This is a genomic window from Traorella massiliensis (genome assembly GCF_900104665.1).
GTDB lineage: Bacteria > Bacillota_I > Bacilli_A > Erysipelotrichales > Erysipelotrichaceae > Traorella > Traorella massiliensis.
Genome location: NZ_LT629969.1, coordinates 242,670 through 267,928, shown reverse-complemented (window position 1 = coordinate 267,928; position 25,259 = coordinate 242,670). Strand labels below are relative to the sequence as shown.

At 35.1% G+C, this 25,259-nt stretch carries 26 protein-coding genes and 1 tRNA gene; 1 reads left to right on the top strand and 26 read right to left on the bottom strand.

Annotated elements, in window-relative coordinates; all coding sequences use genetic code 11:
• Nucleotides 1-5: 5 nt before the first annotated feature.
• The 14 genes from BQ5367_RS08570 to BQ5367_RS08505 all read right to left on the bottom strand — a co-directional run bounded on the left by BQ5367_RS08570 (nucleotide 6) and on the right by BQ5367_RS08505 (nucleotide 13,784).
• Complete coding sequence (locus BQ5367_RS08570; protein WP_268874448.1) at nucleotides 6-2,150, bottom strand: ATP-dependent helicase; 2,145 nt, start codon at nucleotides 2,148-2,150, stop codon at nucleotides 6-8.
• A gap of 141 nt (nucleotides 2,151-2,291) precedes the next feature.
• Nucleotides 2,292-3,446, bottom strand: coding sequence for an FMN-binding protein (locus tag BQ5367_RS08565; protein ID WP_071442115.1), 1,155 nt, complete (start codon nucleotides 3,444-3,446; stop codon nucleotides 2,292-2,294).
• Nucleotides 3,447-3,590: 144 nt separating this feature from the next.
• Complete coding sequence (locus BQ5367_RS08560) at nucleotides 3,591-4,025, bottom strand: hypothetical protein (protein WP_071442114.1); 435 nt, start codon at nucleotides 4,023-4,025, stop codon at nucleotides 3,591-3,593.
• A 60-nt stretch (nucleotides 4,026-4,085) separates the two neighbouring features.
• Nucleotides 4,086-4,478: a bis(5'-nucleosyl)-tetraphosphatase gene (locus BQ5367_RS08555; RefSeq protein ID WP_071442113.1), complete on the bottom strand. Its 393-nt coding sequence runs from the start codon at nucleotides 4,476-4,478 to the stop codon at nucleotides 4,086-4,088.
• Between the two features lie 226 nt (nucleotides 4,479-4,704).
• Nucleotides 4,705-4,793: transfer RNA gene (locus BQ5367_RS08550), tRNA-Ser, on the bottom strand.
• A 407-nt stretch (nucleotides 4,794-5,200) separates the two neighbouring features.
• Nucleotides 5,201-5,701: a helix-turn-helix domain-containing protein gene (locus tag BQ5367_RS08545; protein WP_071442112.1), complete on the bottom strand. Its 501-nt coding sequence runs from the start codon at nucleotides 5,699-5,701 to the stop codon at nucleotides 5,201-5,203.
• Between the two features lie 138 nt (nucleotides 5,702-5,839).
• Nucleotides 5,840-7,171 carry an ABC transporter permease gene (locus tag BQ5367_RS08540; protein WP_071442111.1) on the bottom strand — a complete coding sequence of 444 codons (1,332 nt, stop codon included), beginning with the start codon at nucleotides 7,169-7,171 and terminating at the stop codon, nucleotides 5,840-5,842.
• An 89-nt stretch (nucleotides 7,172-7,260) separates the two neighbouring features.
• Entirely contained in the window at nucleotides 7,261-7,938 is a 678-nt protein-coding gene (locus tag BQ5367_RS08535) for an ABC transporter ATP-binding protein (RefSeq protein WP_071442110.1), read from the bottom strand.
• A gap of 10 nt (nucleotides 7,939-7,948) precedes the next feature.
• On the bottom strand, nucleotides 7,949-9,562 hold the full coding sequence (locus tag BQ5367_RS08530; protein ID WP_071442109.1) for an ABC transporter permease: 1,614 nt from the start codon (nucleotides 9,560-9,562) through the stop codon (nucleotides 7,949-7,951).
• 214 nt (nucleotides 9,563-9,776) lie between these two features.
• Nucleotides 9,777-10,208, bottom strand: a complete 432-nt coding sequence (locus tag BQ5367_RS08525; RefSeq protein WP_071442108.1) for a hypothetical protein — start codon at nucleotides 10,206-10,208, stop codon at nucleotides 9,777-9,779.
• 344 nt (nucleotides 10,209-10,552) lie between these two features.
• On the bottom strand, nucleotides 10,553-11,455 hold the full coding sequence (locus BQ5367_RS08520; protein WP_071442107.1) for a pseudouridine-5'-phosphate glycosidase: 903 nt from the start codon (nucleotides 11,453-11,455) through the stop codon (nucleotides 10,553-10,555).
• Nucleotides 11,446-12,393, bottom strand: coding sequence for a carbohydrate kinase family protein (locus BQ5367_RS08515; RefSeq protein WP_071442106.1), 948 nt, complete (start codon nucleotides 12,391-12,393; stop codon nucleotides 11,446-11,448). The genes BQ5367_RS08520 and BQ5367_RS08515 overlap by 10 nt, the downstream gene beginning before the upstream one ends.
• Before the next feature lies 1 nt (nucleotide 12,394).
• Nucleotides 12,395-12,985, bottom strand: coding sequence for a hypothetical protein (locus BQ5367_RS08510; protein ID WP_071442105.1), 591 nt, complete (start codon nucleotides 12,983-12,985; stop codon nucleotides 12,395-12,397).
• A 46-nt stretch (nucleotides 12,986-13,031) separates the two neighbouring features.
• Entirely contained in the window at nucleotides 13,032-13,784 is a 753-nt protein-coding gene (locus BQ5367_RS08505) for a hypothetical protein (RefSeq protein WP_071442104.1), read from the bottom strand.
• A 114-nt stretch (nucleotides 13,785-13,898) separates the two neighbouring features.
• Here BQ5367_RS08505 and BQ5367_RS08500 point away from each other — a divergent pair, with 114 nt between their 5' ends.
• Nucleotides 13,899-14,777, top strand: a complete 879-nt coding sequence (locus tag BQ5367_RS08500) for a class I SAM-dependent methyltransferase (protein WP_071442103.1) — start codon at nucleotides 13,899-13,901, stop codon at nucleotides 14,775-14,777.
• Between the two features lie 56 nt (nucleotides 14,778-14,833).
• Here BQ5367_RS08500 and BQ5367_RS08495 read toward each other — a convergent pair whose 3' ends face one another.
• The 12 genes from BQ5367_RS08495 to malQ form a co-directional block, all read right to left on the bottom strand.
• Nucleotides 14,834-15,253, bottom strand: a complete 420-nt coding sequence (locus tag BQ5367_RS08495; protein WP_071442102.1) for a helix-turn-helix domain-containing protein — start codon at nucleotides 15,251-15,253, stop codon at nucleotides 14,834-14,836.
• A 75-nt stretch (nucleotides 15,254-15,328) separates the two neighbouring features.
• On the bottom strand, nucleotides 15,329-15,505 hold the full coding sequence (locus tag BQ5367_RS13950; protein ID WP_202615312.1) for an amidohydrolase family protein: 177 nt from the start codon (nucleotides 15,503-15,505) through the stop codon (nucleotides 15,329-15,331).
• On the bottom strand, nucleotides 15,478-16,158 hold the full coding sequence (locus tag BQ5367_RS13265; RefSeq protein WP_083383213.1) for an amidohydrolase family protein: 681 nt from the start codon (nucleotides 16,156-16,158) through the stop codon (nucleotides 15,478-15,480). Before BQ5367_RS13265 ends, BQ5367_RS13950 begins: the two co-directional genes overlap by 28 nt.
• A gap of 88 nt (nucleotides 16,159-16,246) precedes the next feature.
• Nucleotides 16,247-16,906, bottom strand: coding sequence for a phosphate signaling complex protein PhoU (phoU, locus tag BQ5367_RS08485; RefSeq protein ID WP_071442101.1), 660 nt, complete (start codon nucleotides 16,904-16,906; stop codon nucleotides 16,247-16,249).
• Between the two features lies 1 nt (nucleotide 16,907).
• Entirely contained in the window at nucleotides 16,908-17,657 is a 750-nt protein-coding gene (gene pstB / locus BQ5367_RS08480) for a phosphate ABC transporter ATP-binding protein PstB (protein WP_071442100.1), read from the bottom strand.
• Entirely contained in the window at nucleotides 17,644-18,528 is an 885-nt protein-coding gene (pstA, locus tag BQ5367_RS08475; protein ID WP_071442099.1) for a phosphate ABC transporter permease PstA, read from the bottom strand. The genes pstB and pstA overlap by 14 nt, the downstream gene beginning before the upstream one ends.
• Entirely contained in the window at nucleotides 18,528-19,376 is an 849-nt protein-coding gene (pstC, locus tag BQ5367_RS08470; RefSeq protein WP_071442098.1) for a phosphate ABC transporter permease subunit PstC, read from the bottom strand. The genes pstA and pstC overlap by 1 nt, the downstream gene beginning before the upstream one ends.
• 1 nt (nucleotide 19,377) lies before the next feature.
• The gene (locus tag BQ5367_RS08465; RefSeq protein WP_071442097.1) at nucleotides 19,378-20,232 is read right to left on the bottom strand and encodes a substrate-binding domain-containing protein; all 855 of its coding nucleotides are present in this window, start codon (nucleotides 20,230-20,232) and stop codon (nucleotides 19,378-19,380) included.
• Nucleotides 20,233-20,360: 128 nt separating this feature from the next.
• A complete protein-coding gene (locus BQ5367_RS08460; RefSeq protein ID WP_071442096.1) occupies nucleotides 20,361-21,218 on the bottom strand; it encodes a patatin-like phospholipase family protein in 858 nt (285 codons plus the stop codon).
• 10 nt (nucleotides 21,219-21,228) lie between these two features.
• A complete protein-coding gene (gene cls, locus BQ5367_RS08455) occupies nucleotides 21,229-22,755 on the bottom strand; it encodes a cardiolipin synthase (RefSeq protein WP_071442095.1) in 1,527 nt (508 codons plus the stop codon).
• 94 nt (nucleotides 22,756-22,849) lie between these two features.
• The gene (locus tag BQ5367_RS08450) at nucleotides 22,850-23,494 is read right to left on the bottom strand and encodes a lysoplasmalogenase family protein (RefSeq protein WP_071442094.1); all 645 of its coding nucleotides are present in this window, start codon (nucleotides 23,492-23,494) and stop codon (nucleotides 22,850-22,852) included.
• 57 nt (nucleotides 23,495-23,551) lie between these two features.
• Nucleotides 23,552-24,994: a 4-alpha-glucanotransferase gene (gene malQ / locus BQ5367_RS08445; RefSeq protein WP_071442093.1), complete on the bottom strand. Its 1,443-nt coding sequence runs from the start codon at nucleotides 24,992-24,994 to the stop codon at nucleotides 23,552-23,554.
• Nucleotides 24,995-25,259: the final 265 nt, after the last annotated feature.

The following is a 25,259-nucleotide window of genomic DNA, read 5'->3' as shown; positions in this document are numbered from 1 at the left end:
CGCTCCTATTTCTTCGTAATCGACGGATGATTCGCCGTGATTTTACGTATCCCAAACTTATTCTTAAAAGCAATGGTCCAAATACCTCGAGATGTATCAATCACAACCCCATCACCAAAGCTTTTATGCGTAACTAAATCACCTTTACGTAAACGGATAACATTTTCTCTCACCGCATGTCCATGACCATCATCATCCACCACGATCTGTTTTGGAAGTGCTTCATTTTCCTGCTGCGTACCATAATGAATGATACAATCTTCATCAATTTCACGAATGAAACGAGAAGGAAGCTTTGTGCGATCCAGCACATAGCTATAACCACGGGCATCACTAATATAAAGCTGCTTGCGAGCACGGGTAAAAGCTACATAAGCCAAACGTCTCTCCTCTTCCATTGCTTCTCTGCCGCCTTCGCTGACACTGCGTTCACTCGGAAAAATACCATCCGACATGCTGTAAACAAACACGATATCAAATTCCAGTCCTTTAGCCGCATGAATCGTCATCAGCTGAACGAATTCACCGCCTTCCTCCTGTTGTTTATCGGTATACAAAGCAATCTGTTGGAGATATTCATCTAAAGTTCCATCCGGATACATTTCTTCAAAATCTTCAATATCATTGATCAATTCTTTGATATTTTCAATACGCTCTGTTTCCTTTTCTTCCTCAAGCATCGCAATATATCCGCTTTCTTCCATCAAAGCTTCTAAAAGCATCGATATGGACATGCTATTGACAAGATTGCGATATTTCTCTATCAGTTCAATAAAAGCATTCATTGCCACAAGACTTTTTCCCTTGCAGACATCATGACTCTTAATGACCTCATACATATTTATATTTTCACTTCTTGACAATTCTTCAATCTTCTCAACCGTCTTATTTCCAATACTTCTTTTAGGAACATTGATGATACGCTTCAAAGCGAGATCGATCGCACTATTATTATGAATCAGCATTCTTAAATAAGACAATGAATCTTTAATTTCTGCACGATCATAGAAACGTACACCGCCATAAATACGATAAGGAATCTTCTTTTCTAATAATCTTTTTTCAAGACTTCTTGAAAGATAATTGCTTCGATAAAGTACGGCAATATCACGATAACTATATCCTTCCATTTTTAATTTACTGATACGGTCAGCCACCCAGACAGGTTCTAAATCATCTTCAAAAGCTGAATAATGAATGATTTTCTGTTCATCTGGCAGGTTAGTAAACAGATCTTTTTCAATACGATTACGATTATTCGCAATAACACTATTGGCACCTTTCAAAATTGAAGGAGTAGAACGATAGTTTTCATTTAAAATAATCGTTGTACAAGGTGAAAAATCCTTTTCAAAATTCATAATTAAATTTACATCCGCTCCACGCCACGTATAAATCGTCTGATCCGGATCACCGACCACACATAAACGTGTCTGTTCTCCTACCATAAAGCGAATGATATCATATTGGATCTTATCAACATCCTGAAACTCATCTACATGGATATAATCAAATTTTTTCTGCCATTTTAAACGAATTTCCGAATACATACGTAAAACTCTTCTTGCGAAAAGCAATAAATCATCAAAATCAAGTGCATACATCGCATTCAAACGACTTTCATAATAACCATACACCTGAGCCCTTACATATTCGCTTGTGTAAGGAGAAGCAATTTTTAAAGCCTGTTCAGGTGATACATCACTACATTTACAATTAGCGATATAATCTAAAGTACCTGCATAACTATAGCTTTTCACATCCAGACCATACATTTTATAAGCTTCTTTTAAAATACTTTTTTGATCATCACTATCGACAATCGTAAAATTGCGGGGATAATTCAAATGATGAATTTCCTCACGAAGAAAACGAACACAAAAAGAGTGAATTGTAGAAAGAAAAACTCCCCCTGCACGATCACCCAGACTATCTATCAAACGCTCTTTCATCTCATTAGCTGCTTTATTTGTAAAAGTAATACCCAGGATACGATAAGGCAAAATACCTATTTCATCTATCAGATAAGCAATACGGCTAATGACCACTCTTGTCTTTCCACTGCCTGCTCCAGCAATGATACGGACATGTGTATTTGTTTCCATTACCGCCTGCTTTTGTGCATCATTCAAATCATGATAAGAAAACACTCTACCACCTCTGGTATATTATACAATAAAACGAGTCATTATTCTTCATATTATTTTGAAAATTAGATGAAAATCTATAAGAGCTCATCAAATCGCCCAAATAAAAACAGTCCTTTTTCAAGGACTGTCCGATTTTATTTTTTATTTTTCGTTCATGTAATCAATAGCCATCTGAACAGCTTTCTTCAAAGCTTCAGAAGTAACAGTTGCACCACTTGATACTTCAACGCTTTCAATATCGCTCTGACCTTCGATCAAAGAATTCAAGAAATCAGAACCATCAGCTGTCAATACAGCACCTACACCCTCAGATTCCTGATCATCACGAACTGAAATAGCAGTGATCGTATTATCTGCATCAAAAGTTACATGAGTTTCAATTTCTCCACCGTAACCCTGAGTGACAACTTCAACTGTTGTGCTGCCATCAGCTTCAGTAGCATTTGTTACACCTTCAAACAATTCACCATGAATGGCAAGATAAACTGTTCTCTGGAAGTCACCAACAAATGCGATCGTAGCACCTGAAATTACATCTCTTTCTTCGATAGGTGTACTCTGCTGATTCACTGTTCTAAACATTTCATAAACATCTTCTAATGTCATATCATTTGCCAGAATGTAATCAACGATTGCATCGATCTGTTCACCATAGCTTCTACCACCATTGTATCCAGCATAAGATACACGCTGTTCCCCAGCTACGAATGCCCCATCCACAACAAGTTCATCAAATGCACCCATTAAATCAATAACAAGTGTATCACCTGTCAGCTCTTCAACACCTGATTCAGCAGCTAAATAAGAATATGCAGCAATTGCATTTTCTAATTCCATCGTGCTCTGTGTCGATAAATCAAAAACAACCAAATCTGCAAAAGTTGATTCAGGAGTCAATCCTTCTAAAGAAGCTCTAACCATGAATTGAACACCAGAATCTGTTCCTGGATATTTCACAAATCCGCTTGCAGATAAGTTTGTTAAATTAAGGGCACCATTAACTTCTTCGATAGCTCCATCAGAAACATTCATTTCATATCCATATAGATCTTTCTTTGAATATTCATCTTCCATTCCTTTGTTACGAATAATATCAAAGTTCAATTTTGTAATGATACCATCTGTCGTTTCACCTTCAAAGATAAAAGTATCATTTTTTGGAAGACCTGCTGAAGTTGTACCCTTCATTTCATACTCTGCTGAAAACTCTTCAACAACAGGTTCCTTTGTTGTGCTACAAGCACCTAAAGCAAGCACTAACGTACCTGCAGTTAATAAAGAAAATAACTTTTTCATATGATTTTACCTCCAAATAAAAAGTAACATAGTATTCTTACAATGTCAATTTATACTCGTATCTTTTTTTACTTTTTTATTCATTTTAAGGGTATTTTCATCATAATTTGTGCAATAAAAGTCATTTTTTTCACAAGTGATATCTTATAAATATTGAAACATCTCACTCACTAATTCTTCCTCAACATAAATAAGTTTTTTCGCAATTTCTTTAGATTTTTCATCCGCTGCTTCATACTGATTTAAATATCGGTTTAATGATTTTATTCCCATATTACATCCATCTATCATGATATCTGCAACTGTATGATCCGTTTCATCCATGACAAGCCGAGCATTTGTTTTTATCCAAGACATTGTTTTAGCCATGGGACTAATTTCTTTTCCATCATCATGATATTTATCTAAATAGTTCTCTACTTCTTTCTCTAGCTTTTCATGTTCCAATTTACAGCTGATCAAATAATTTTTAAATTTTTCATTAGATATACTGTCTAATACCTCATCTATAGATGATACACCCATTTTTATACCTGCATCACACTCTCTTAAAAGCTTTATTGTATCCTGTTCGATCATTTGAATTTCTCCTTTACAGGACTAGTATGTGTGCTTAAAAAGAATAATGCCAGCCTTGATTTAAATAACTTTCAGCATCCAGTAATATTTTTTTGTATTATCATGTGTCAACGCTCTTATAGCTTCTTGATATGTCAGTAAAAGATAATCAAAATGCTCATATCCTTGCTGATGAGTTGGTACTTGTTTTTCAAAATATCCTAGATAATAGACAACATGCTTTATACTGCCATTTGGCAAGCAATATTGAATCTGTTTATAAAATTTTGAATTGATATCAGGCATGATAGAAGTCTCTTCCCAAGTTTCTCGCAAAGCACATTCTAATTCTGTTTCATTTTTTTCAATATGCCCTTTGGGAAACCCTATTTTTCCTCTTTCATCTTTAATCAGTAAATAATACCGTTTCCTTTCAATATTCGTATATAAGATGATTCCACATGATTTTTCCATATTAAAAGTATATCATATAACAACTTTCCTTCGAAGCTTAAACGGTACAAGATACGATGGTAACTATGAAGTATTACAACTCTGTCAAGATGAAGTGATTTTGATCATTACTTTTCTTGACCTTTTTCTAAATCCTACTTTTTTAGTGGGATTTATTCATATCTCACCTCTTAATTTGAAATTTCCTAATATATAAAAAAGTGCCTTACAGGCACAAATTCGTATCTGGCGGAGTGGGTGGGATTCGAACCCACGTGGGCTTGCACCCAAACTGATTTCGAATCAGCCCCGTTATGACCACTTCGATACCACTCCATTAACAAAAGACATCACTTACTAAAATGTCTATAATTGATTTTACTAAATAAATAAAAAGAAGTAAATAGTTTTTTAATAACTATCTTCCTGAACCCATATCACTCTTTTCAATAAAACGCTTTTCATATTTATACAAAGTCACATCCAAGGTCTCGTTTACATCAATCTCCCATTTTTTTAGTCTCATCATTTAAATCAAACACTTTCCTTCCATAGGCACTGCTTTTAAGAATCTCCTTTCCTAATTCCCCTATTTCCCTTGTTAAATCAATATAACGTAAAGTAACATCATTCGGTAGAAGATGATCATCTAGAAAATTCTTAACTTTTTTTGTATCTTATTCACTCCTTATACACTATTCCAGTATAAAAATAAAAGAAACGCCATAGCGCTTCTTACATTTCTAATGTTTCTGTCTTTGTAAGACCCTTATTTTAAAAGCCTGTATTTTAACAGCATATTTACTAGTCATGATGACGCCAACGACCATCATTCCAGATGTGAATCCTAGACATACACTTCCAAAAAAATTATCAGCGTTATCCGTAAATAACAATAAACTATAAACCACTGCTGCCAGCAGCCCCGCTATAAACAATACATGCATCCGTCTTGTTAATTTCTTTTTTTCCTCATTGCTGTAATCTGCAACCTTTAATACAACTTCTTCCATCTCTTTATCCATCTTATCACCCTTTCTTTCACCATCTAATAATTCACGTAGATCCACCTTGAAATAGTCAGCCATCTCAATAAGAATATCTAAATCAGGCAAATTACTGCCGGTTTCCCATCTTGAAACCGTTCTACGGGAAACCCCAAATATCTCTGCCAATTGTTCTTGTGTTAAGGCTTTTTCTTTGCGAAGCTCTTTAAAAAAGCTTCCTATTTTCATTTGATTCATTGGCTATCCTCCTTTCGTTAACATCTTAACGCAAATACCCCTAAATTTATAGGACATATAACGAGCATTGACAAAATAGACAAAAAAGTTCCCTGAAAAAATAATTTTTCTGAGAACTTTTCTTTATAATAAAGTAATCTATTCTAAAAGAATTTCTTTAGGATCAAGACGCATGATATAAAATAAAGGAAAGGCAGTAGAAAGCAGAATCGTAGAAAAAGACAAAATAATCAAGATCGAAACATCTTCAAAAGTAATCGTAATCTTATAATTATCAGTAACATCCTGGGCTAACAATTCATAATTTAACGTATCCGTCATATATTCTTCATATTCACTTTCTTCTACTTCAAGTGAATTCTTTAATAAAGAAGAAGAATACTGCTGTGAAATAAGCCAGCCACTGCCAATAGACAAAAATATAGCCGCCATGCCTGTTAAGACACTTTCTAATATGATTTGAAGCATCAAATGAGATTTACGAATTCCCAAAGACATATATATCCCAATCTCTTTTTTTCTATCACGAATAAAATAAAATGAAACGAGTCCTAAGATAATTGTCATGGCAATCATAGAAAACAACAAGATATTTTGTGATATTGCGGAAATACTCTTAACAGGTGAAATCAGTTTTTCAACAGTATCTAATGTAGACGTTACTGTAATTGGATAATTTTCTTCTTCAACGATACTATTCGCACTTTCGCTCAACTGAAAAAGATACTCACTTGAACTGACAACGATCGTTGCAGAATCGATCCAGTATTTTGATTGAAATCTCTCATTACTGCTCATCTCACTATATTTATGATAAATATTTTTTATATTCTGGTTAGGTGTATAAAACATCTGGATATTATTTGAGTTTTTCACATCAGAAAATTTATTGTCAATTACCTGAAAAGTTCCTACGACCCGATAAGAGAATGTTTCTTTATCAGTAATAATAAATTTATTCGTTTCCGGATCATATTCCTCAATTTTAATCTCAAACTCAATGACATCATTTGGTTTTACTGGCCGTCCATCAATGAAGACAGCCTCATTGACGATCAAGACATTATCGCCATTCTTCATCTGTTCTTCTGTAAACTTCTCTCCATTTGTAAATTGAATATATCTTTCTTTTTCATCAATCAATTCACGATTTTCAATACCATGAAGAATAGAATAGCCATTGGGATATTGTACGCTCTCATCCAATTCGATATTCTGTCCCTCTACTAAGTCGATTCCATCGAAATGAAGCGAATAGTCGGCATAAGCAATATTATTTTTAGAGGCCAGATAATCATAGATTTCCATAAATCTATTCATTTGTAGGTTATAAGAAGTTTCATCTAAGCTCAAAACATTCCTGCTAGCAGAAATATTTGCTCCGGTTAAAACAATCTTCCCGCCTATCCTTTCCAATAGATTTCGTTCGATATTTTGACCAGATTGCTGGATACTGATCGAAACAGCCATGACATTTCCCATCAGAAACGCTACAAGCAAAATAACAAGGGAAGCAACTTTTCGTCGTGTTATACTAACAAATACACGTTTAATTAGATTCATTCAAAATTGAAGGACTGTGTATGAGAATACAAACGAAGTATCTCATCACTTTCCCTGGCCACTTCTTCAGAATGCGTCACGACGATCACACATTTATTGAGATCATGAGCCAGGTTTTTAAAAATATCTACGATGCCCCTTCCTGTTTTCTTATCAAGGTTGCCAGTAGGTTCATCTGCAAGAATGATATCAGCATTGGTCGATAGAGCACGTGCAATCGCTACCCTTTGCTGTTCACCGCCAGACAGCTTCGTAACTCTGCGATCTGCTTTTGTACGGTCGATACCTACTTTCTCTAATAACTCTAAAGCCGTACTAGAAATATCCCCTCCTACATCATTTTCTGTTATTCCCATTGCAATTCGAACATTTTCAAGAGCTGTCATATACGTAATAAGATTATAATTCTGAAAAACGATTCCCACATGATTTCGGCGATATTTCTCAAAACCAATATCTTTGATATTGATGCCATTATAATAGATATCACCACTCTCAGCCTTATCCAAAGCACTGATCAAGGAAAGAAAAGTAGTTTTGCCACATCCGCTGGATCCCAGAATCGTATAAAATTTACCACAATCAAAAGAAGCAGACACATGATTCAAGATCGTTTTTCTATGATCGCCATCCGGATATGTAAAGTAAATATCTTTCACTTCTAAAATGCTCATATTTTTCCTCCTACAATAAAATATCTTTTGGATTCATCCTTGCAATTACTATGATGATGCATCCTGATGAAGCTAATAGGATGATGACTGAAATGGATGATGCGGCAAGAATATTGGTATCATCAAGATACTCTTCATATTCATTCATGGCTCCTATAGGAGTCATTCCGTTCATCATCTTCCTTTCATCTTCGCTTAGTGTCTCAGTCTGCTTGCTCATGCTGATGATACTGTCAGCAAGGCTCTTTCCAAACTCTCTTGCTGTTAGCATCGAACCTGCAATCCCTAGCAGTCCTACCAGTAGAATCTCTGCCATCATCTGCATTATAACTTTCCGCTTATGTTCTCCTAGTGAAAGCAATATACCAATCTCCTTTTTCCTGTCTTTCATAAATACAAGCGACAAACAGCTGAGGATGATGAATACGACAATGACAGCTACAATGATAATAAGCTCGGACAAATCATTCACAGTACTTAAAGGCCCTGCAACTTTCATATACAGATCGTTATTGACCTTTATATTAGAATCAATCTGATATTCATCAAGGACTGATCTTGTCTTGTTGACAAAACTTTCGATCTCAGAATTATCATTCAGTTCAAAATAGGTAAACAGACTTATTGTAGATAGAAAATTATAGTTTCTAGGAAAGCCTTCTTTATTATTTGTGTCCACAAGGCCTTTGCCTATATATTCAGCGACCTTTTCATTATGCTTTTTATTCTGATGAATATAAAAGTTCAAAGGCATATAGACATTGTTGATGATGTCAAAATCCTTTTCTTTTCCAAAATCACTCTTATAAAAACCGATGACCTCAGCTTCCACTACTTCCTCATATAGAATGCTTTGTTCATTCTTTTCCTGAAACATATCGATTTCTTCTTGAGTGAATTCTCCATACATGCCTCCGTTTTCCATAGGAAAGAAATCACTGTCATTAATCGGATCACTATCATAGATACGGAATACAAATTCAATTTTCTCATTCAGTTCAAATTTTTCCTGTCCGTAGAACTCTGTATTTTCTCTAGGATAAATCTTTCTAGCTGACTGGGGAAGGATGACGACTGCTTTACCTTCTCTGATTTCTTCTTCGGTGAAGAATCTGCCTTCAACGATTTCAAGGTCATTGTTCATAAAATAATAGCTATCAGGATTATATACCCCTACCACAGTAGCTTTATTATAAATATTATCAAATCTGAATAGATTTCTATCATAAGTTGTATCTAACATGGAATATGAAATACTTAAATTCTTTATTTTATCTACAGTAGTCCAGTGCTGACTTAACATTCCAAAATCAGCATAAGCTACTTCATCAAACTGAGCAATTTCTAAAAGAGCATCGATATAGCGGTATCCATATTCATCTATTTCACTATCATCAATGCTTATTGAGCGTGATAAGCTATTGATACGCACATCCACTGGTGTCTGGATTGTTGCTGCAGGTCTGATCTGTTCATGAATCTTATCACTTACTTTCTGAGTAGCATGATAAATAATGAAAGAGCCTGTTATAACATTTCCCGCAACAAAAACAACGAGTATCAAAATAATCGTTTTGACAGGTCTTCGGATAATACTTAGAAAAAATCTTTCCAGCTTTTTCATAGACATTTCCTCTCTTAAAAATACACAAAGAATTTATATGAAAAAAGAAAGGTCTCTACTTTCCTATTTAAAGTTTCTACCTGACTGGGTAGTCTTGATTGTAATAAATAGAATAGACCCTTTCTTTTAGTGAAAGTTTTTAGTTATATTTTTCTGAAACTTTTTTATAATTAAAACTTTGAAATTAATTATAAGAAATCCTAGAAATAGAAAATTAAATATTTACAGTTGCTACTACCTGGGCAGACTGTTTATAATTATGAGTATATTGTACTTTCAAATAAAGAGTTACTTTAGCTCCACCCGTTCTGTATGAATAATCATAATCCAGCAATGTTACTTCATAATATCCAGCTCCTCCTGTCGGATGACTAACTCCATCTGGTAATGAAACAGAAACTTGCCAGTTCTGAATACCGTTTGGATTGGTTGCTAATATGTAACTACCAGAAAAATCAACATAAACAAATTGTTTGTCTAAGCCTGGCAGCTGTACATCAGCTTTCTCTCTTCTATTTACTTTTATTTCACGAACGATTGCATAAGGTTCAATTTCAACTGCATCGGTTTTATTTGGCATAATTGCCATTCCGCCCATGAATAGACTTGCGCATAGAATTCCTTTAAACAATTTTGACAACTTCATAAATTTCCTTCCTCATTAAAGTGTCGTATCTTTTTTTTACCTTATATATCTGCCTTTTCAATTATTTCTTGTTGTAATCAACACATCATTGGATGATCCCAATTGAATGGCAGATATATCATTAAATATATCCATGGGTCTATCCTCCTTTGCACTTTTATTATAATAGAATATTTTATAATATAATATACTTATTTTTTATATATATTTGTGTTATAATTATTTATGGGTTCAGGATTTATTCAGATAATTAATGATCTTATTAATTAAATTTCTTATAATTCAATTTCCAACTAGTTTCTTGACAAAAAAAAGAAACGCTTTTTTTGCGTTTCTTATCAATCTTATTTGCAGTACTCAGTAGCAATCTTAGCCCCTAAACGAGCATTGTTATAAACAAGCTGAATATTACTGTTAAGACTCTTTCCTTCAGTCTTATCTTTTACTGCTGCTAACAAGAACGGTGTTACATCTTTTCCATGTACACCTTTTTTATTTGCATCTGCCAAAGCTTCATCAATGACACCATTGATAAAAGACTCTTCTAAGGCATATTCTTTTGGAATTGGATTTGCGATGATGACACCGCCATTTAAACCCATTTCCCATTTTGCTTTAATTGCATCCGCAATTTCTTTTGGAGAATCCATCTCATAATCAAGTTCGAGTCCGGAATGAATAGAATAGAAGCTAGGAAGTTCTTTTGTTTTATATCCCAAGACAGGAACACCTTGTGTCTCCAAATATTCAAGTGTCAATGGCAAATCTAAGATAGCCTTTGCACCAGCACATACAACCGCAACATTCGTATGAGCCAATTCCTGTAAGTCTGCGGAAATATCGAAAGTTTGCTGAGCACCACGATGTACTCCGCCAATACCGCCTGTTACGAAAACTTTAATGCCTGCCATAGCTGCTACGATCATTGTCGTTGCCACGGTTGTAGCTCCCCACTGTTTTTTCGCAACAATGACTGGCAGATCACGGCGACTTACTTTCGCAATACCTTTTCTTTTACCAAATTCTTCAATTTCATCAGGTGTCATACCTGCAACACAAACTCCGTCAATAATACCGATCGTTGCAGGAACAGCCCCATTTTCACGGATGATCTTTTCAACATTCAAAGCTGTTTCCACATTCTGTGGATAAGGCATTCCATGAGAAATGATCGTTGATTCCAGTGCAACTACAGGCTGGTTGTTATCCAATGCTTTTTGAACTTCAGGGTTCACTTTTAAATACATAATTTTTTCTCCTTTACATTAAATTTCAGCTTCTCTTTTCGCTGATTTACCATCTCTAAACTTAATCTTCTGCATACGCTTTGATCCGATTCAATCGTCACAACGCTACAGCTCTGCGCAAACTTAATCTTATCCATAAAACTATAATCCATCAGTGTTGCCGCTATGATACCACCCATGAAAGAATCTCCCGCACCTGTCGCATTCGCAACAGCTATTTCTTCTGTAGAACATAAAACAGCACAGTCTTTTGTATATGCTTTTACACCTTCTTTACCAAGCGAAATATAGATTTCATCGATCCCGCAAGAAAGAAAATACTTTCCCATTTCATCGACAGAATCTTCACCCTCATACTTGATCCCGCTAAGTCTTTCAGCTTCATAAACATTTGGCTTAAACGTATGAATATAGCTAAGAAGCCCCTCTAGCTTTTGCACTTTTTCACTAGAAATCGGATCTACAAAAATATCACACGGTGCATGCTTCATCATATACGCAATCAATTCTTTATCCAGATTAGTATCAATTACCAAAATATCATCTTTTTTAATCTTTTTAAAAACTTTATCAATATGTTCTCGATCTAAAAAACGCAAGATATCCATATCATTAATTGCTATGCTCATATCACCTGTCTCATCTAAAACAGCTAAATAAGTAGAAGTTCTTTCATTTTCTACGATGCGGCAATCACTCATATCCATTCCACACTCTTCACAATAACGGATACAATTCAAACCATTATAATCATTTCCAAAAATACTGACAAAATGAACCTTCACACCTAAACGAGCTGCATTCTCTGCAATATTGCGACCGACTCCACCATAGCTTTGAACCACTTTGCCAATATTGGAATCAAAAGGAATAAGCGAATGATCACTTCTGCCAATAATATCAATATTAGCTCCACCAATAATATAAGCTTCCCGCATATTAACTTACCGCAATAACCATCGCTTTTCCATTGTAGACAAGACAAGTCATCGTCAGCTTCGTCTTCAATTCATCACTATTGATACTTGTATCTGCATACTCTACACTTATTTCATACTCATATCCATCATAAGTTTCATCAAGATAACTAACTTGTTTGGCAGTTGTACTTTCAACAGTCACATTTGTTACCTCAGGCAGAGCATCTTCTCCCTGCTCTGTTACGATCGAATCATAATTTCGATAGAAATGCTGCTGTGCAAAAGAAGTAAATTCTTCCACACGATTTTGTGGCAGATAAGCTAAGCCTCCAATATCCGTACTATCTTCTTTATTTTTCAATGTGAAAAAATCATAGACAAAACAAACAGCTACATCCTCGCTCAGCTGTTCCATATCATTGGCTGCAATATCTTCAGCTAACTGATTAAATACCAATGTGTACGCATTTGAAGGATTTTTGGGATCCGCATAAATATCATTGCTGACAATACTGACTACTTCTTCCTCAACCGGTTCTTGCTGTTCCTGTTGCTGACATCCACATAAAAGTAATGCAGAGCAGCTTAATACTTTTAACAATCGTTTCATAATAATCTCCCTCAACTATTAGATTATAACACTTGCCGTATCATTTTCAATTGCTTTTTATTTTATTTAATAATTGATGAATGCTTGTATTAATAAACATCGGTTCACAATTCAATATTTTACTGGCTTCTTTGATAATATCATAATACTTTTCAATCGTGAACAGCATCTGATCACCACAAGTCGTAATGATCGCAAATTCATCATTTTTATTATCTACAATTTCAAGAATTTTCATCATCTGAATAAATTTAAGACTTGGTACATGAATCTGAGTGTTTTTTTCCGCAGGGAAAACACCAATAGCAACATACCTGTCTTCGCTGATTTTTTCATAACTGATCTTAACATCATAATCATCTCGAATCATGCCATTTAAAGATACCTGCAATTCATTTTTTTGCTGAGAGCTCAGACATTTTCCCTTAAAGCGGCTCACCATAAAAAAATCAGTAATATAATGATCGACACACTCACAACGATAGACACCCTGAACCATCTTATTCATCAAAAGTGATAAAGTTTCATTTTGAGCATGGATATATCTTCTGCCAGGATTTACCACCATTACTGCTTCACCTTCTAATTTTTCATGTAAAAGATGATAAACAATCCCATTTTTTTCTTTTAGTTTTAATACTTCATACTGATTGATATAGCCATGATCAGGATGACGTTTGTCAGCGTAAAAAATCGTGTTATCAAACGTATGCCAAAAAAAACCTTTATCCTCGATCACTTCTTTTACTTTTGTCTTTAATTCACAACATCTAAAATCGTCATAATACTTGTTTTTCATCAAAACACCTCGCTTTCTTTTATTATACCATATTTCAAAGAATAAAAAATTGTGAAAGTATGGGTTTCAAAGACTTGAAAATATGATATGATAATCTGGATTGGAAGTGAATATATGAATCAGACAGCATCAGAATGGAAAGATTATGAATGTATCGATACCGGAAATGGTGAAAAACTGGAAAGATGGAAAGATGTCATCCTTCGTCGTCCCGATCCACAGGCATTATGGCCCATTGAAAAAGAAGACAGGCTTTGGCTTCATCCTCATGCCCATTATCACCGTTCAAGATCCGGTGGTGGAAGCTGGGAATTTCTCAAGCCTTTAAAAAATGAATGGAAGATCAATTATAAGCATCTGACCTTCAAAGTCTCACCTACAGGCTTTAAACATACCGGTCTTTTCCCTGAACAGGCAGCTAACTGGGATTTCATGATGGATAAAATCCAAAAAGCAAATCGTGATATTCGTGTCCTAAACCTATTTGCCTATACAGGAGGTGCAACCATGGCATGTGCAAGTGCCAATGCTTGTGAAGTAGTCCACGTTGATGCCTCTAAAGGAATGGTAAATTGGGCAAAAGAAAATATGGTCCTGTCACATCTGGAAAATAAAAAAATTCGTTTTATCGTTGACGATGTCATTAAATTCGTAGAAAGAGAAAAAAGACGTGGCCGAACCTATCATGCCCTCATCATGGATCCGCCAAGCTATGGCCGTGGACCAGGCGGTGAAATATGGAAAATTGAAGAACAGCTTTATCCGCTTATCCTCAAATGTATGGATATTCTTGATGATGATCCTCTATTTTTCCTAGTAAATTCCTATACAACAGGCTTTTCACCAACCGTATTAAATAATATTCTTCATTCTACTTTATTAAGAAAATATCCTAATGGTATCATTGAATCCGGAGAAAACGGTTTACCAATCACCCGTACTCAAACGATCTTACCTTGTGGTATTTATGGTAGATGGGTTTCTAAAAAATAAGCAGGACATCTGCTTATTTTTATAAATCACCAACATAGACCATCTTATACGCTTAATTATTCCACTATTTCTTCTATTTGCTGATCAATAGTGTCACGATCCTTAAGACTATCGAAAGAAATCATATTCATCAAAACAAGTAAAAGATTTAAAATGATAAACACAGAAATAACAGCTGCTATAATTTTAAGAATCAGTTTTGAACGTCTGTTTCTTATTGCTAACTGTTCATTGATTCGGACAAGCTGTTCAGTTAATGCATCTCTTTTATCTTCCTCTTCTATTTTTTTACCTAATAAATCACCAACATTTACTTCTAATATTTCAGCTAATCGAATCAGCATATCTGAATCTGGAACCGAAATACCTTTTTCCCATTTAGAAATCGTCTGTCGGACAACATTTAAACGAATGGCTAATTCTTCCTGAGATAATCCCTTTTGTTTTCTGATTGTCTTTAAATTTTCACTAAGCATAAATCATTCTCCTTTTTCAACCTGATTCTATCCAAAATAATAGCGTTGCACAAGCAACGCAAATGCACATTAGACTCACAGGCTCATTATTTTCTCAATATTTTGATAAGCGATCTTAAAAGCTTCTTCCTCAGTAAAATCCATCTGATTCAGCGTATTAAAATAAAATTCATAAATTTCTTCAGGCTTCAAGAAATGATTATCTGGATAATCACTTGCGAAGATCAAACGGTCCGGTCCAAAAAGACGCATGATTTCATTTGTTTTTTTAAGACCATAATGTTGAATATAGTCAGGCAGGATGGCTGAAATGTCGATGTAAACATCTTCGGGAAGCAGCTCTTCCCATTGATAAGCCCCATATGACACACAATCATTATTAACTGCGGGAACTGTTCTAATAGATGGACAATACGTTTAGGAGCACATGGATCATCTTTTGAATTTGGATAAGAATGAATCGCTACAGGTATCTTATTTTTTTGCGCATAAGTGAATATTGACTTATTATATTCATCATCAGCATTCATCCCTGTATTGCTTGGATGCAGCTTGATACCATCTAATCCTGATTCGATTGCTCTTTCAACCGCCTTTACAGATTGCATGGATGTATTTCGAGCATCTACATCAGCAAACGCATAGAATGAATGAGGATATTGCTGCTTCATTGCACAAAGATTTTTATGTACATTAGAAATTGTAAATTCCATAGACATTAACCACGGATCATTCAAAGGCATGATCACCGCTTGATCGATATGATACTTTCCCATCATTTCATGATACTTATGCAGATCAGCCTTTTTCCAGACATCCTCTGAATCAGGGTTCGCTTCATGTACTTCATCCGGAAGAATATGAATATGACCATCTATCTTTTTTATCTTAAACCAGTCCACCATATTGAATCTCCTATTCAATCATAACTCATTTATGCACATTATAACATGAAAAATATAAGAAAAAAACTTCATGCCGATTCATGAAGTTTTAAGCTGATTTAATATCAATTTTTTTATGTTTTCCTGTAATTGAGTACTCTACCCATTCCGCAATATTCGTTGCATGATCACCAATTCTTTCTAAATATTTGGCAATCATCAAAATATCCAAGTAATCACGTCCTGATTTTGGATCTTCTTTAACCGCATCGATCAGATCATCTTTGACTTTTTCAAAATAAGCATCGATTTCATCATCATCTTTCATTACTGAAAGCGCCATTTCTAAATCCGAATTGACAAACGATTCAACACTTTTCGATACCATGCTGATCGTATTTTTAGCCATCGCAATGATATGTTTTTCTACCTTTTCATCCTTAGCAATTTCCACGGGTGACATCAATGAGATATCATATGCCTGATCACCGATTCTTTCCATATCGCTGATCATTTTCAAAGCGCTGGATACTTGCCTTAGATCACTTGCTACTGGCTGCTGACGAAGCAAAAGCTTCATGCATAACTGCTCGATCGTTCTTTCTTTTTGATTGATTTCATTTTCAATCTCTGTCACCTTTTCTTTAATTTCATCACTTGGATTCTTTAAAGAGCTTACAGCATAGGTAATTCCTGCTTTACATAAATCACCCATCAAGATCAATTCATCATTAAGTTCTTTTAACTGTTCATTATATCGATTTCTCATATTAACCAAACCTTCCTGTAATGTAATCTTCTGTTTTCTTGTTGTCCGGCATTGAGAACAGCTTGTCTGTCTTATTGTATTCGATAAGATCACCTAATAAGAAGAAAGCGGTCATATCTGAAATACGTGCTGCCTGCTGCATGTTATGTGTAACAATAATGATCGTATATTTCTTTTTTAATTCTAAAACAAGATCTTCAATCTTAGATGTTGAAATAGGATCCAAAGCACTTGTTGGCTCATCCATCAGTAATACTTCAGGATCAACTGCCAAAGCCCTAGCGATACATAAACGCTGCTGCTGACCTCCCGAAAGTCCTAAAGCACTCTTATGGAGACGATCTTTAACTTCATCCCATAAAGCTGCACCTTTTAATGCCTTTTCAACGATCTGATCTAATTCTTTTTTATCTTTGACACCATGTGTCTTAGGCCCAAAAGCAATATTGTCATAAACACTCATTGGGAATGGATTTGGTTTTTGAAAAACCATGCCCACACGTTTACGAAGCTGGTTCACATCTATTTTAGAATTAATATTGACACCATCCAAACTAATTTCACCAGTAATGCGACAGCCTTCTACCAAATCATTCATGCGGTTCAAACATTTTAAAAATGTCGATTTCCCACAGCCGCTTGGTCCGATAAAAGCTGTAACCTGATTAGCTTCAATATCCATATTGATATTTTTTAACGCCTGAAAATCCCCATACCAGAGATCCAGATTCTTGACACTAATTTTGCTCATTCTTTCCTCCCATATGCTTTACGATTTTATTCGATGCAAAGTTAATCATCATTACCATCAAAAGAAGTACAACCGCTGTTGCATAAGCCTGATTGGTATAAAGTCCTTCACTTAGCAGTGCATACATATGAACCGATAAGCTTCGTCCGGATTGCATGATATCTATAGCAATATTTGGCAATGTACCTGCTGTATAAATCAAAGCTGCACTCTCTCCGACAATACGTCCGATACTTAAAATAATACCATTAAGAATACCGCCTGTTGCACTTGGTAAAATAATCTTAAAGATCGTTCTTACCTTACCAGCACCCAATCCATAGCTGCCTTCACGATAAGAATCAGGAACAGCTCTAAGTGCTTCTTCAGTTGTTCTCATGATCAGCGGCAGGATAATGATTGACAAGGTAATGACACCTGAAAGCAAAGAATAGCCTAAACCGCAAAATATACATAAGAATAAATATCCAAAAAGACCAAAAATAATTGAAGGAATACCTGAAAGTGTCTCTGTTGTCAAACGAACGATTTCCACAAATTTGCTTCCTTTTTTCGCATATTCCACTAAATAAATAGCACTGCCGATACCCAAAGGAAGAGCAATCAGTAAAGATAACACCGTATACAAAAGTGTATTAATGATTGCAGGCATCATTGATACATTATCTGTATTATATTCCAATGCAAACTGATCAAGGGTGATATTTGGAATACCTGTAATCAGAATATAAGCAATCATGATCACCAGCACAGCCATCGTAACAAAAGCACTGATTTTAACTAATAAATTTAAGACAGTCGATAATTTATCTTTATGAATGACACGCAAATCATTAGCTTCCTGCTGATATTCGCTAATCTTCTTAACCATTATCGAACCCTCCTTTTTAAGAAGGCAAATGCCAGATTAATAATCAGAATGAAAATAAACAATACAACTGCTGTAGCGATCAAAGCTTCACGATGCAAATCAGTTGCATATCCCATTTCCAAAACGATATTAGTTGTCAAGGTTCGACCACCTATAAAAATATCAAATGGCATAAGTGCCTGATTTCCAATAACATAATTTACAGCCATCGTTTCACCAATAGCTCTTCCCATGCCTAGAATAATACCTGCAATAATACCAGATTTAGCTGCCGGTACGCTTGCAAAGAAAACACTTCTTTCATGAGTTGCACCTAAAGCTAAAGCTCCCTCATAATAATTTTTATCTACCGCCTTTAAAGAAGATTCTGAAACGCTGACAATAGTTGGCAGAATCATGATTCCCAGTAAAAAGCCAGCGGTAAAGATGCTTTTTCCGCTGCCACCAAACAAATTTCTAAAAATCGGTACAATACAAACCAATCCAAAGAAACCATAAACGATTGAAGGAATACCCGCAAGAAGATCAATCACACTTTTCATTTTTGGATAAATTTTCTTAGGGCAGAAATAAACTAAAAAAATGGCACATAGCAGTCCAACCGGAACACCGAATACAAAGGCCAGCAAGGTTACTTCCACACTTCCCAATATCATCGGAAGTATCCCAAAAATATTGTTTAACGGCTTCCAGACTGTTCCAAATATAAATTCTGTAAAGCCAATCTCTCCCATCGTGCTGAATCCATTGACAAATAAAAAAGCACAAATAAGAAAGACACATAAAATAGAAGCGGATGCAGCGGCTGTAAACAGCCACTTCATCCCTTTTTCTTTTATAGAATTCATCTTACTGCACTTCTGAGAAGGAAGTGATTTCACCTGTGAAGATCTGCAATACCTGTTCAGAAGTTAATTCTTCTAATGAGTTTTCGTTATTTACGATAACAGCGATACCATCGATACAAATCTGAGTACCTGTCACACCACTTTCAAGTTCGCTATCTTTTAAATCACGGCTTGCCATACCGATATCACATAGACCTTCGATGGCATTGTTCACACCTGTCGTTGAATCTGACTGCTGAACATCTACCTGAACATCAGCATTCAATGCTTCATAAGCTTCTGCCAGTTTTTCCATCACTGGAGTTACTGAACTTGAACCAGCTACTGTAATCGTACCACTTAAACCGCTAGCTGTATAATCACCCTGATTACCTTCAGAAATATAACCTTCTTCTTCGATAACTGCCTGACCCTGAGCACTCATAATAAATGTAATAAAGTCAGAAGCTACTTCACTTAAATTTGCACCTGTAACGATATTAAATGGACGAGATACTTTATAAGAACCATCTTTTACTGTATCTACGCTTGCTTCGGCACCATCAATCTTTACTGCTTTTACATCATCATTTAAAGATCCTAAAGATACATAACCAATCGCATTTGGATCACCCTGTACAGTTGTCAACATAACTGAAGTTGAATTTGTTTCTTCAGCTGTTGCTGTAGTCATATCAACAGTTTCCCCATTTTCATCTTCTTGTTCAATTCCGAACAGTTCAATAAAAGCTCCTCTTGTTCCGCTTCCCTGTTCTCTTGTCAATACATGAATCGTATCATCTGCTGTGTTGTTTGAACATGCAGCTACGCTCATAACCATAAAAGCTGCAACGATTCCTTTTAATAGTTTTTTCATAGTTTTACAATCTCTCCTTTTTCAACTACGTCCTTTATTATAGTCATAGTATGTAAAAGAATAAGCATTCGTATGTAAATTAACCGTAAAAAGAAAAGAAAGTGAAAGTCCACTCTCTTTACATTTCTTTACTTTATCTGATTCATAAAAGCTCTAATTTCATCAATCCGCTTTAACGTATCCTGGTACCCTAAATCATACCATTTACCTAGCTTTTCACCATCTGTTGTATAGCGGGTGATCCCCATATCCATACTTGGACGAAGAATCAAGGCCCGGTTTTCCCTTTCCAGTTCTTTCACTTTGTTCCACTGTTTCTTATAATTCTCATGACGTATGCTTAAGTCTTTTGCGATATAAGGTTCCTTGCGAAAAAGAATTCGAGCTAAGCACATTTGCCATTTTGGTGCCGGTTTACGGATATAATTTTCTTCTTTTGTAGAAATGAAAACAACGCCTTTACATTCATTACGCAATGCCTGTTCAACAGGAATCATATCTATCAAACCGCCATCCATATATCTTTCACCTTTGATCCTGATAGGATGAGTCAGCATCAGAAGCGAACAAGCCGCTTTTACGACCAATCCATCATCCGAATATTGTTCCTTATTAAAATATTCAACCTTTCCTGTTTCTATATTATAAAGCCCCATTTCTAATTCACACGGATTTTCACGGAAAGTCTTAATATCCAATGGAACTTTTTCTTCTACAAAATCATAAGTGGAATTAATTCCAAAAACAGCTCTTTCATGAAGGATCGGATATAAGCCAACTGCTTCTTTTCGAGCCGTAGAATCAACACCAGTAACACGCAGACGATCTTTTTGCTTTGAAACATACGACAAAAGACAAAATGCACCGGCACTGATTCCTGCCGCATATGGAAATTCAATCTGCTGATCTAAAAAGCATTCTAGAACTCCTGCTGTATAAGCAGCTTTTGTCCCTCCGCCTTCACATATCAAACCAATTTTACTCATATGTACCCCCTTATAATAATGGTGAAAACAAATTCAGGATCGAACGTACGATTCGAACCAAAACATTTGTTTTCATATACTCCTGATATGTAATTTCATGACATTTATCAAGTGTTTTTAAAAAATCATCTCTGCATTCTAAGATTGCTTTTGATCGATACATCCAAACACCACATTCAAAATGCAGAAAATAACTTCGATAATCAAAATTAATACTGCCAATCACACCGAATTCATCATCACTAACTACCGTTTTCGCATGAACAAAACCTGGGGTATATTCATAAATACGGACACCGCTTTCTAAAAGATATTCATAATTTGATTTAGTAACCTGATTGACCAATTTCTTATCAGGAATACAAGGCACCATGATACGAACATCTACACCATTCTTACTCGCCAGTGCCAAAGCATCTCGAACAACATTATCCAGGATTAAATAAGGTGTCTGAATAAAAATATATTCCTTGGCTGCATGAATAATATTTAAATGAACATTCTGGCCTACACTTTCATCATCTGTCGGTGCATCACTGAAAGGAATCACATACCCATCATCGTTTCTTGGATAAGACATCAAATAAGATGAGAAGTCGCTCTTAATACTTTCTCCATAATCCCAAAACTGTAGAAACATAAACGTCAATGAACTTACCGCATCACCTTTCAGCATGATTCCCTGATCTCTCCAATGTCCATAAACCTCTTTGATATTCATGTATTCATCTGCCAGATTGATACCGCCAGTAAACCCTGTCTTGTTATCAATAACAGTGATCTTACGATGATCACGATTATTCATCTGGATGGCCAAACGAGCCTTGATCGGATTAAATACCTTGCAGCGGATCCCCATTTGACTCATCTTCTCATCATATCCATCTTCCAATTTAACAATACAGCCAACATCATCATAAATCAGACGTACATCTACACCCTTTTTAGCTTTTTCACATAAGACATCAAGAATATCATTCCACATTTTTCCTTCTTCAAGGATAAAATATTCAAGAAAAATGAATTTTTCTGCTTTTTTGATTTCTTCCATCAAAAGTTCATAATATTCCCGTCCGCTAGCAATAAAAGTCGTCTCGGTCTGACTTAAACATGGATAACCTCCATATTTCATCAGATAATTCGCTTGCTTGGCAGCTTCAACATTTTCCTTCCGCAGTTTCTCAAGCAATTTTTCTTCCTGAAGCATGATCCCTTTGGTATCATCATTAGAACGATCGATAATTCTACGCAGCTCCTTTGAAACCTTCTTGCCGCCAAATAACATATAAAGCACACCGCCAACGGTTGGTAAAGCTAAAATCACTGAAGTCCATGCCAGCTTATATGACGGATTGTCATTGCGGTTATAGACATATATGACCATTAAAACACTAAATATCTTTAAAAACAATGAAATCGGCTTTGATATCGATGAAAGAAAAGATACGAACAAAAAGATCAGAAAGAGTTCAAAGATAATAATATAGGCAGTAATCATCATTTTACTAAATAAAATATTGATTAATCTTTTTTTCATAATCTCTCCCTTTATTGAATATTATAACCTAATTATACTTTAAAAAAAAGAGACACTTTTCACATATGAATCATTGTCTCAACACTTATCACGATCATATAAATATCGTACACGCCAACAGACCAACAGCACTATAATAAGTAAACAGATTGAAAAAACGCATGATTTTTACCTTATCCTCATAAAAATAAATAAAAAGCAAAAGAAAATCAGAAATAAAAAATAATAGACATCCTGCAAAAACATTCCAATAATCAATATTCAGCATCAGCATATCATACCCTTTAACACAAAGCAATGTTACGACCATCGAATAAAGAATCACCGCACTTTTATGCTTCCCTACATGAAACTTTGGAAGCCGGATCAAAAAGAAAGTGACAGCTCCAATGCCTAAAGGCAATATCAGATCCCATATTTCTAAAAAAGTAAGTTCACTCATCTTTAAGATAAAAATAAGGTGTCCGCCTACAAAACTTACAAGCCCCCACACAAAGAAAGCATTTTTTTCCTTTCTTTCATCCATTCCTAAAAGCACATCTCCCAGAAAACAAAAAAGAAAAGCCGCCAGCCATAATCCAAACAGCTTTTCTCTCATTGTCCAATAAGCAAGCATGACGAAAACTGCACTCGTCATCGTTTTAAATATAAGATAATACTTTGCATATCTTTTTATATAAACTGCTATCATCAACAGTCCAAAACATAAGATATAAAGTATCAGCAGCATTTCTTTCATAACAGCTTCCCTCTTCCATTATGACATATCTTAATGTTTATCACAATGAAAAAATGTCTACCGTTGTGATATTTGAATCATTTCAGAAAATCTATCCAGTTTTTTCTCAAAATCTTTAAAATCAGCCAGTTTCCATGTCCAGTTCGTATCTATCAAAGTCCCTGGTGTATTCATACGACTTTTCGCATTTAAATGCAGAATATCCTGCATTGGAATAATTACCATATTTGCTTTACTATTCATTAAAAAAGCAATTAGATTATCAATAACATTTTCATAATGATAACCGGAAGTATCTAAAAATACTTTTGTTCTTCTTCTAAAAGAAGACGATTGTGAACTAAACCAGCTTACTAATGGCTGATTATCATGTGTTCCCGTATAAGCCACTACGTTTTCAACATCATTGGCATAGGGTGTCTGCGGATTAAAAGTAAACTGTAAGACTTTCATGCCCGGAAGATGATAATGGTCTCTTAACTTAAGTACTTCAGGTCTAAGATTACCCAAATCTTCTGCAACGATCTTTAAGTTGTCTATTTTTTGAAATAAGACATCAAAAAGTTCATATCCAGGCGCTTCCATCCATTCTCCTTCCACAGCAGTCGGACAACTGACTGGAATCTTCCAATACGTATCAAATCCCCTGAAATGATCGATACGGATCATATCAAATAGCTGAGCATTATAGGCTAATCGATCACACCAAAAATCAAAATCTTGTTTTTTCATATAATCCCAGTCATATAACGGATTACCCCATCGCTGACCTGTTACGCTGAAATAATCAGGGGGTACACCGGCAATAAAAGTTGGATGTGATTTATCATCCAATAAAAAATAATTTTGATTGGCCCATACATCAACACTATCAATACCTACATAAATAGGCAGATCCCCCATGATTTCAATACCATTCTCATTCGCATATGTTTTTACCTTCATCCATTGCTGATACAATAGATACTGAAGAAAGATCTCATAATCGATCTTTTCTTTAAGTGAAGTTAAATCATAGCTATGATCTTTGATCCAGTTCTGTTGTTCTTGCGGCCATTCATGCCAGATCTTCATATCATTCATTTTTTTAAAAACAAGAAATACGGCATATTCAATGACCCATTTTTGTGAAGCAAAGGTCTGATATGATTCATCCTTTTTAAAATTATGATATGCTTCATGATAATAAGCGCTTTTGAAGCGACGTACTTCATCATAATTCACTCTTTTTTTAGAAGCATTAAACTTTTTTGTGTTTTCAATCAGTCCCATTTTCTTTAGTTCATCTAAAGAAATATATAGCTCATCCATTGCCTTTGATGAATATGCCTGATAGGGACTATTGCCATAGCCTAAAGGATTCAAAGGAAGAATCTGCCAGATATGGCAGCCGCATTTCTTTAAATCATCAATAAAATGTAGACAGTTTTCACCAAAATCACCAATTCCGTAAAAAGATGGCAATGATGAAACAGCCATTAAGATACCTGCTTTTTTCATATATTCTCCTATTTGATGTAACTCATGTGTTTCCTAGTTAAAATATATCATCAGAAATCCATTCTTTCAAGGATGACTTTAAGAAAGTGCTTTTTTAAACTCGGATTTAGATAGCTTTACGATCTATTTCTTTTTTTAGCCTTGCGGAAGGAATCAGTTTGAGAAAGTTGCTGATATACCTTATTCATATGCAAGTCCCAACAGTTCAAGAACAGCTTCTTCTTTTTTAGATAGTCAGGAAAACAAGAATCGTTTATAATAGAAA

Bases quoted from the DNA above. Each gene is read 5' to 3' on its own strand.
- pstA (WP_071442099.1), bottom strand. From the start codon at position 18,528: ATGGTTAAGAAGATTAGCGAATATCAGCAGGAAGCTAATGATTTGCGT.
- cls (WP_071442095.1), bottom strand. From the start codon at position 22,755: ATGAAAAAAAGATTAATCAATATTTTATTTAGTAAAATGATGATTACT.
- BQ5367_RS08510 (WP_071442105.1), bottom strand. From the start codon at position 12,985: ATGAAACGATTGTTAAAAGTATTAAGCTGCTCTGCATTACTTTTATGT.
- BQ5367_RS08515 (WP_071442106.1), bottom strand. From the start codon at position 12,393: ATGCGGGAAGCTTATATTATTGGTGGAGCTAATATTGATATTATTGGC.
- BQ5367_RS08500 (WP_071442103.1), top strand. From the start codon at position 13,899: ATGAATCAGACAGCATCAGAATGGAAAGATTATGAATGTATCGATACC.
- BQ5367_RS08560 (WP_071442114.1), bottom strand. From the start codon at position 4,025: ATGATCGAACAGGATACAATAAAGCTTTTAAGAGAGTGTGATGCAGGT.
- BQ5367_RS08545 (WP_071442112.1), bottom strand. From the start codon at position 5,701: ATGAATCAAATGAAAATAGGAAGCTTTTTTAAAGAGCTTCGCAAAGAA.
- BQ5367_RS08520 (WP_071442107.1), bottom strand. From the start codon at position 11,455: ATGTATTTAAAAGTGAACCCTGAAGTTCAAAAAGCATTGGATAACAAC.
- BQ5367_RS08465 (WP_071442097.1), bottom strand. From the start codon at position 20,232: ATGAAAAAACTATTAAAAGGAATCGTTGCAGCTTTTATGGTTATGAGC.
- pstB (WP_071442100.1), bottom strand. From the start codon at position 17,657: ATGAGCAAAATTAGTGTCAAGAATCTGGATCTCTGGTATGGGGATTTT.
- BQ5367_RS08565 (WP_071442115.1), bottom strand. From the start codon at position 3,446: ATGAAAAAGTTATTTTCTTTATTAACTGCAGGTACGTTAGTGCTTGCT.
- BQ5367_RS08450 (WP_071442094.1), bottom strand. From the start codon at position 23,494: ATGAAAGAAATGCTGCTGATACTTTATATCTTATGTTTTGGACTGTTG.
- malQ (WP_071442093.1), bottom strand. From the start codon at position 24,994: ATGAAAAAAGCAGGTATCTTAATGGCTGTTTCATCATTGCCATCTTTT.
- BQ5367_RS08530 (WP_071442109.1), bottom strand. From the start codon at position 9,562: ATGAAAAAGCTGGAAAGATTTTTTCTAAGTATTATCCGAAGACCTGTC.
- phoU (WP_071442101.1), bottom strand. From the start codon at position 16,906: ATGAGAAATCGATATAATGAACAGTTAAAAGAACTTAATGATGAATTG.
- pstC (WP_071442098.1), bottom strand. From the start codon at position 19,376: ATGAATTCTATAAAAGAAAAAGGGATGAAGTGGCTGTTTACAGCCGCT.
- BQ5367_RS08555 (WP_071442113.1), bottom strand. From the start codon at position 4,478: ATGGAAAAATCATGTGGAATCATCTTATATACGAATATTGAAAGGAAA.
- BQ5367_RS08460 (WP_071442096.1), bottom strand. From the start codon at position 21,218: ATGAGTAAAATTGGTTTGATATGTGAAGGCGGAGGGACAAAAGCTGCT.
- BQ5367_RS08495 (WP_071442102.1), bottom strand. From the start codon at position 15,253: ATGCTTAGTGAAAATTTAAAGACAATCAGAAAACAAAAGGGATTATCT.
- BQ5367_RS08540 (WP_071442111.1), bottom strand. From the start codon at position 7,171: ATGGCTGTTTCGATCAGTATCCAGCAATCTGGTCAAAATATCGAACGA.
- BQ5367_RS08505 (WP_071442104.1), bottom strand. From the start codon at position 13,784: ATGAAAAACAAGTATTATGACGATTTTAGATGTTGTGAATTAAAGACA.
- BQ5367_RS13950 (WP_202615312.1), bottom strand. From the start codon at position 15,505: ATGCGTCTTTTTGGACCGGACCGTTTGATCTTCGCAAGTGATTATCCA.
- BQ5367_RS13265 (WP_083383213.1), bottom strand. From the start codon at position 16,158: ATGGTGGACTGGTTTAAGATAAAAAAGATAGATGGTCATATTCATATT.
- BQ5367_RS08525 (WP_071442108.1), bottom strand. From the start codon at position 10,208: ATGAAGTTGTCAAAATTGTTTAAAGGAATTCTATGCGCAAGTCTATTC.
- BQ5367_RS08535 (WP_071442110.1), bottom strand. From the start codon at position 7,938: ATGAGCATTTTAGAAGTGAAAGATATTTACTTTACATATCCGGATGGC.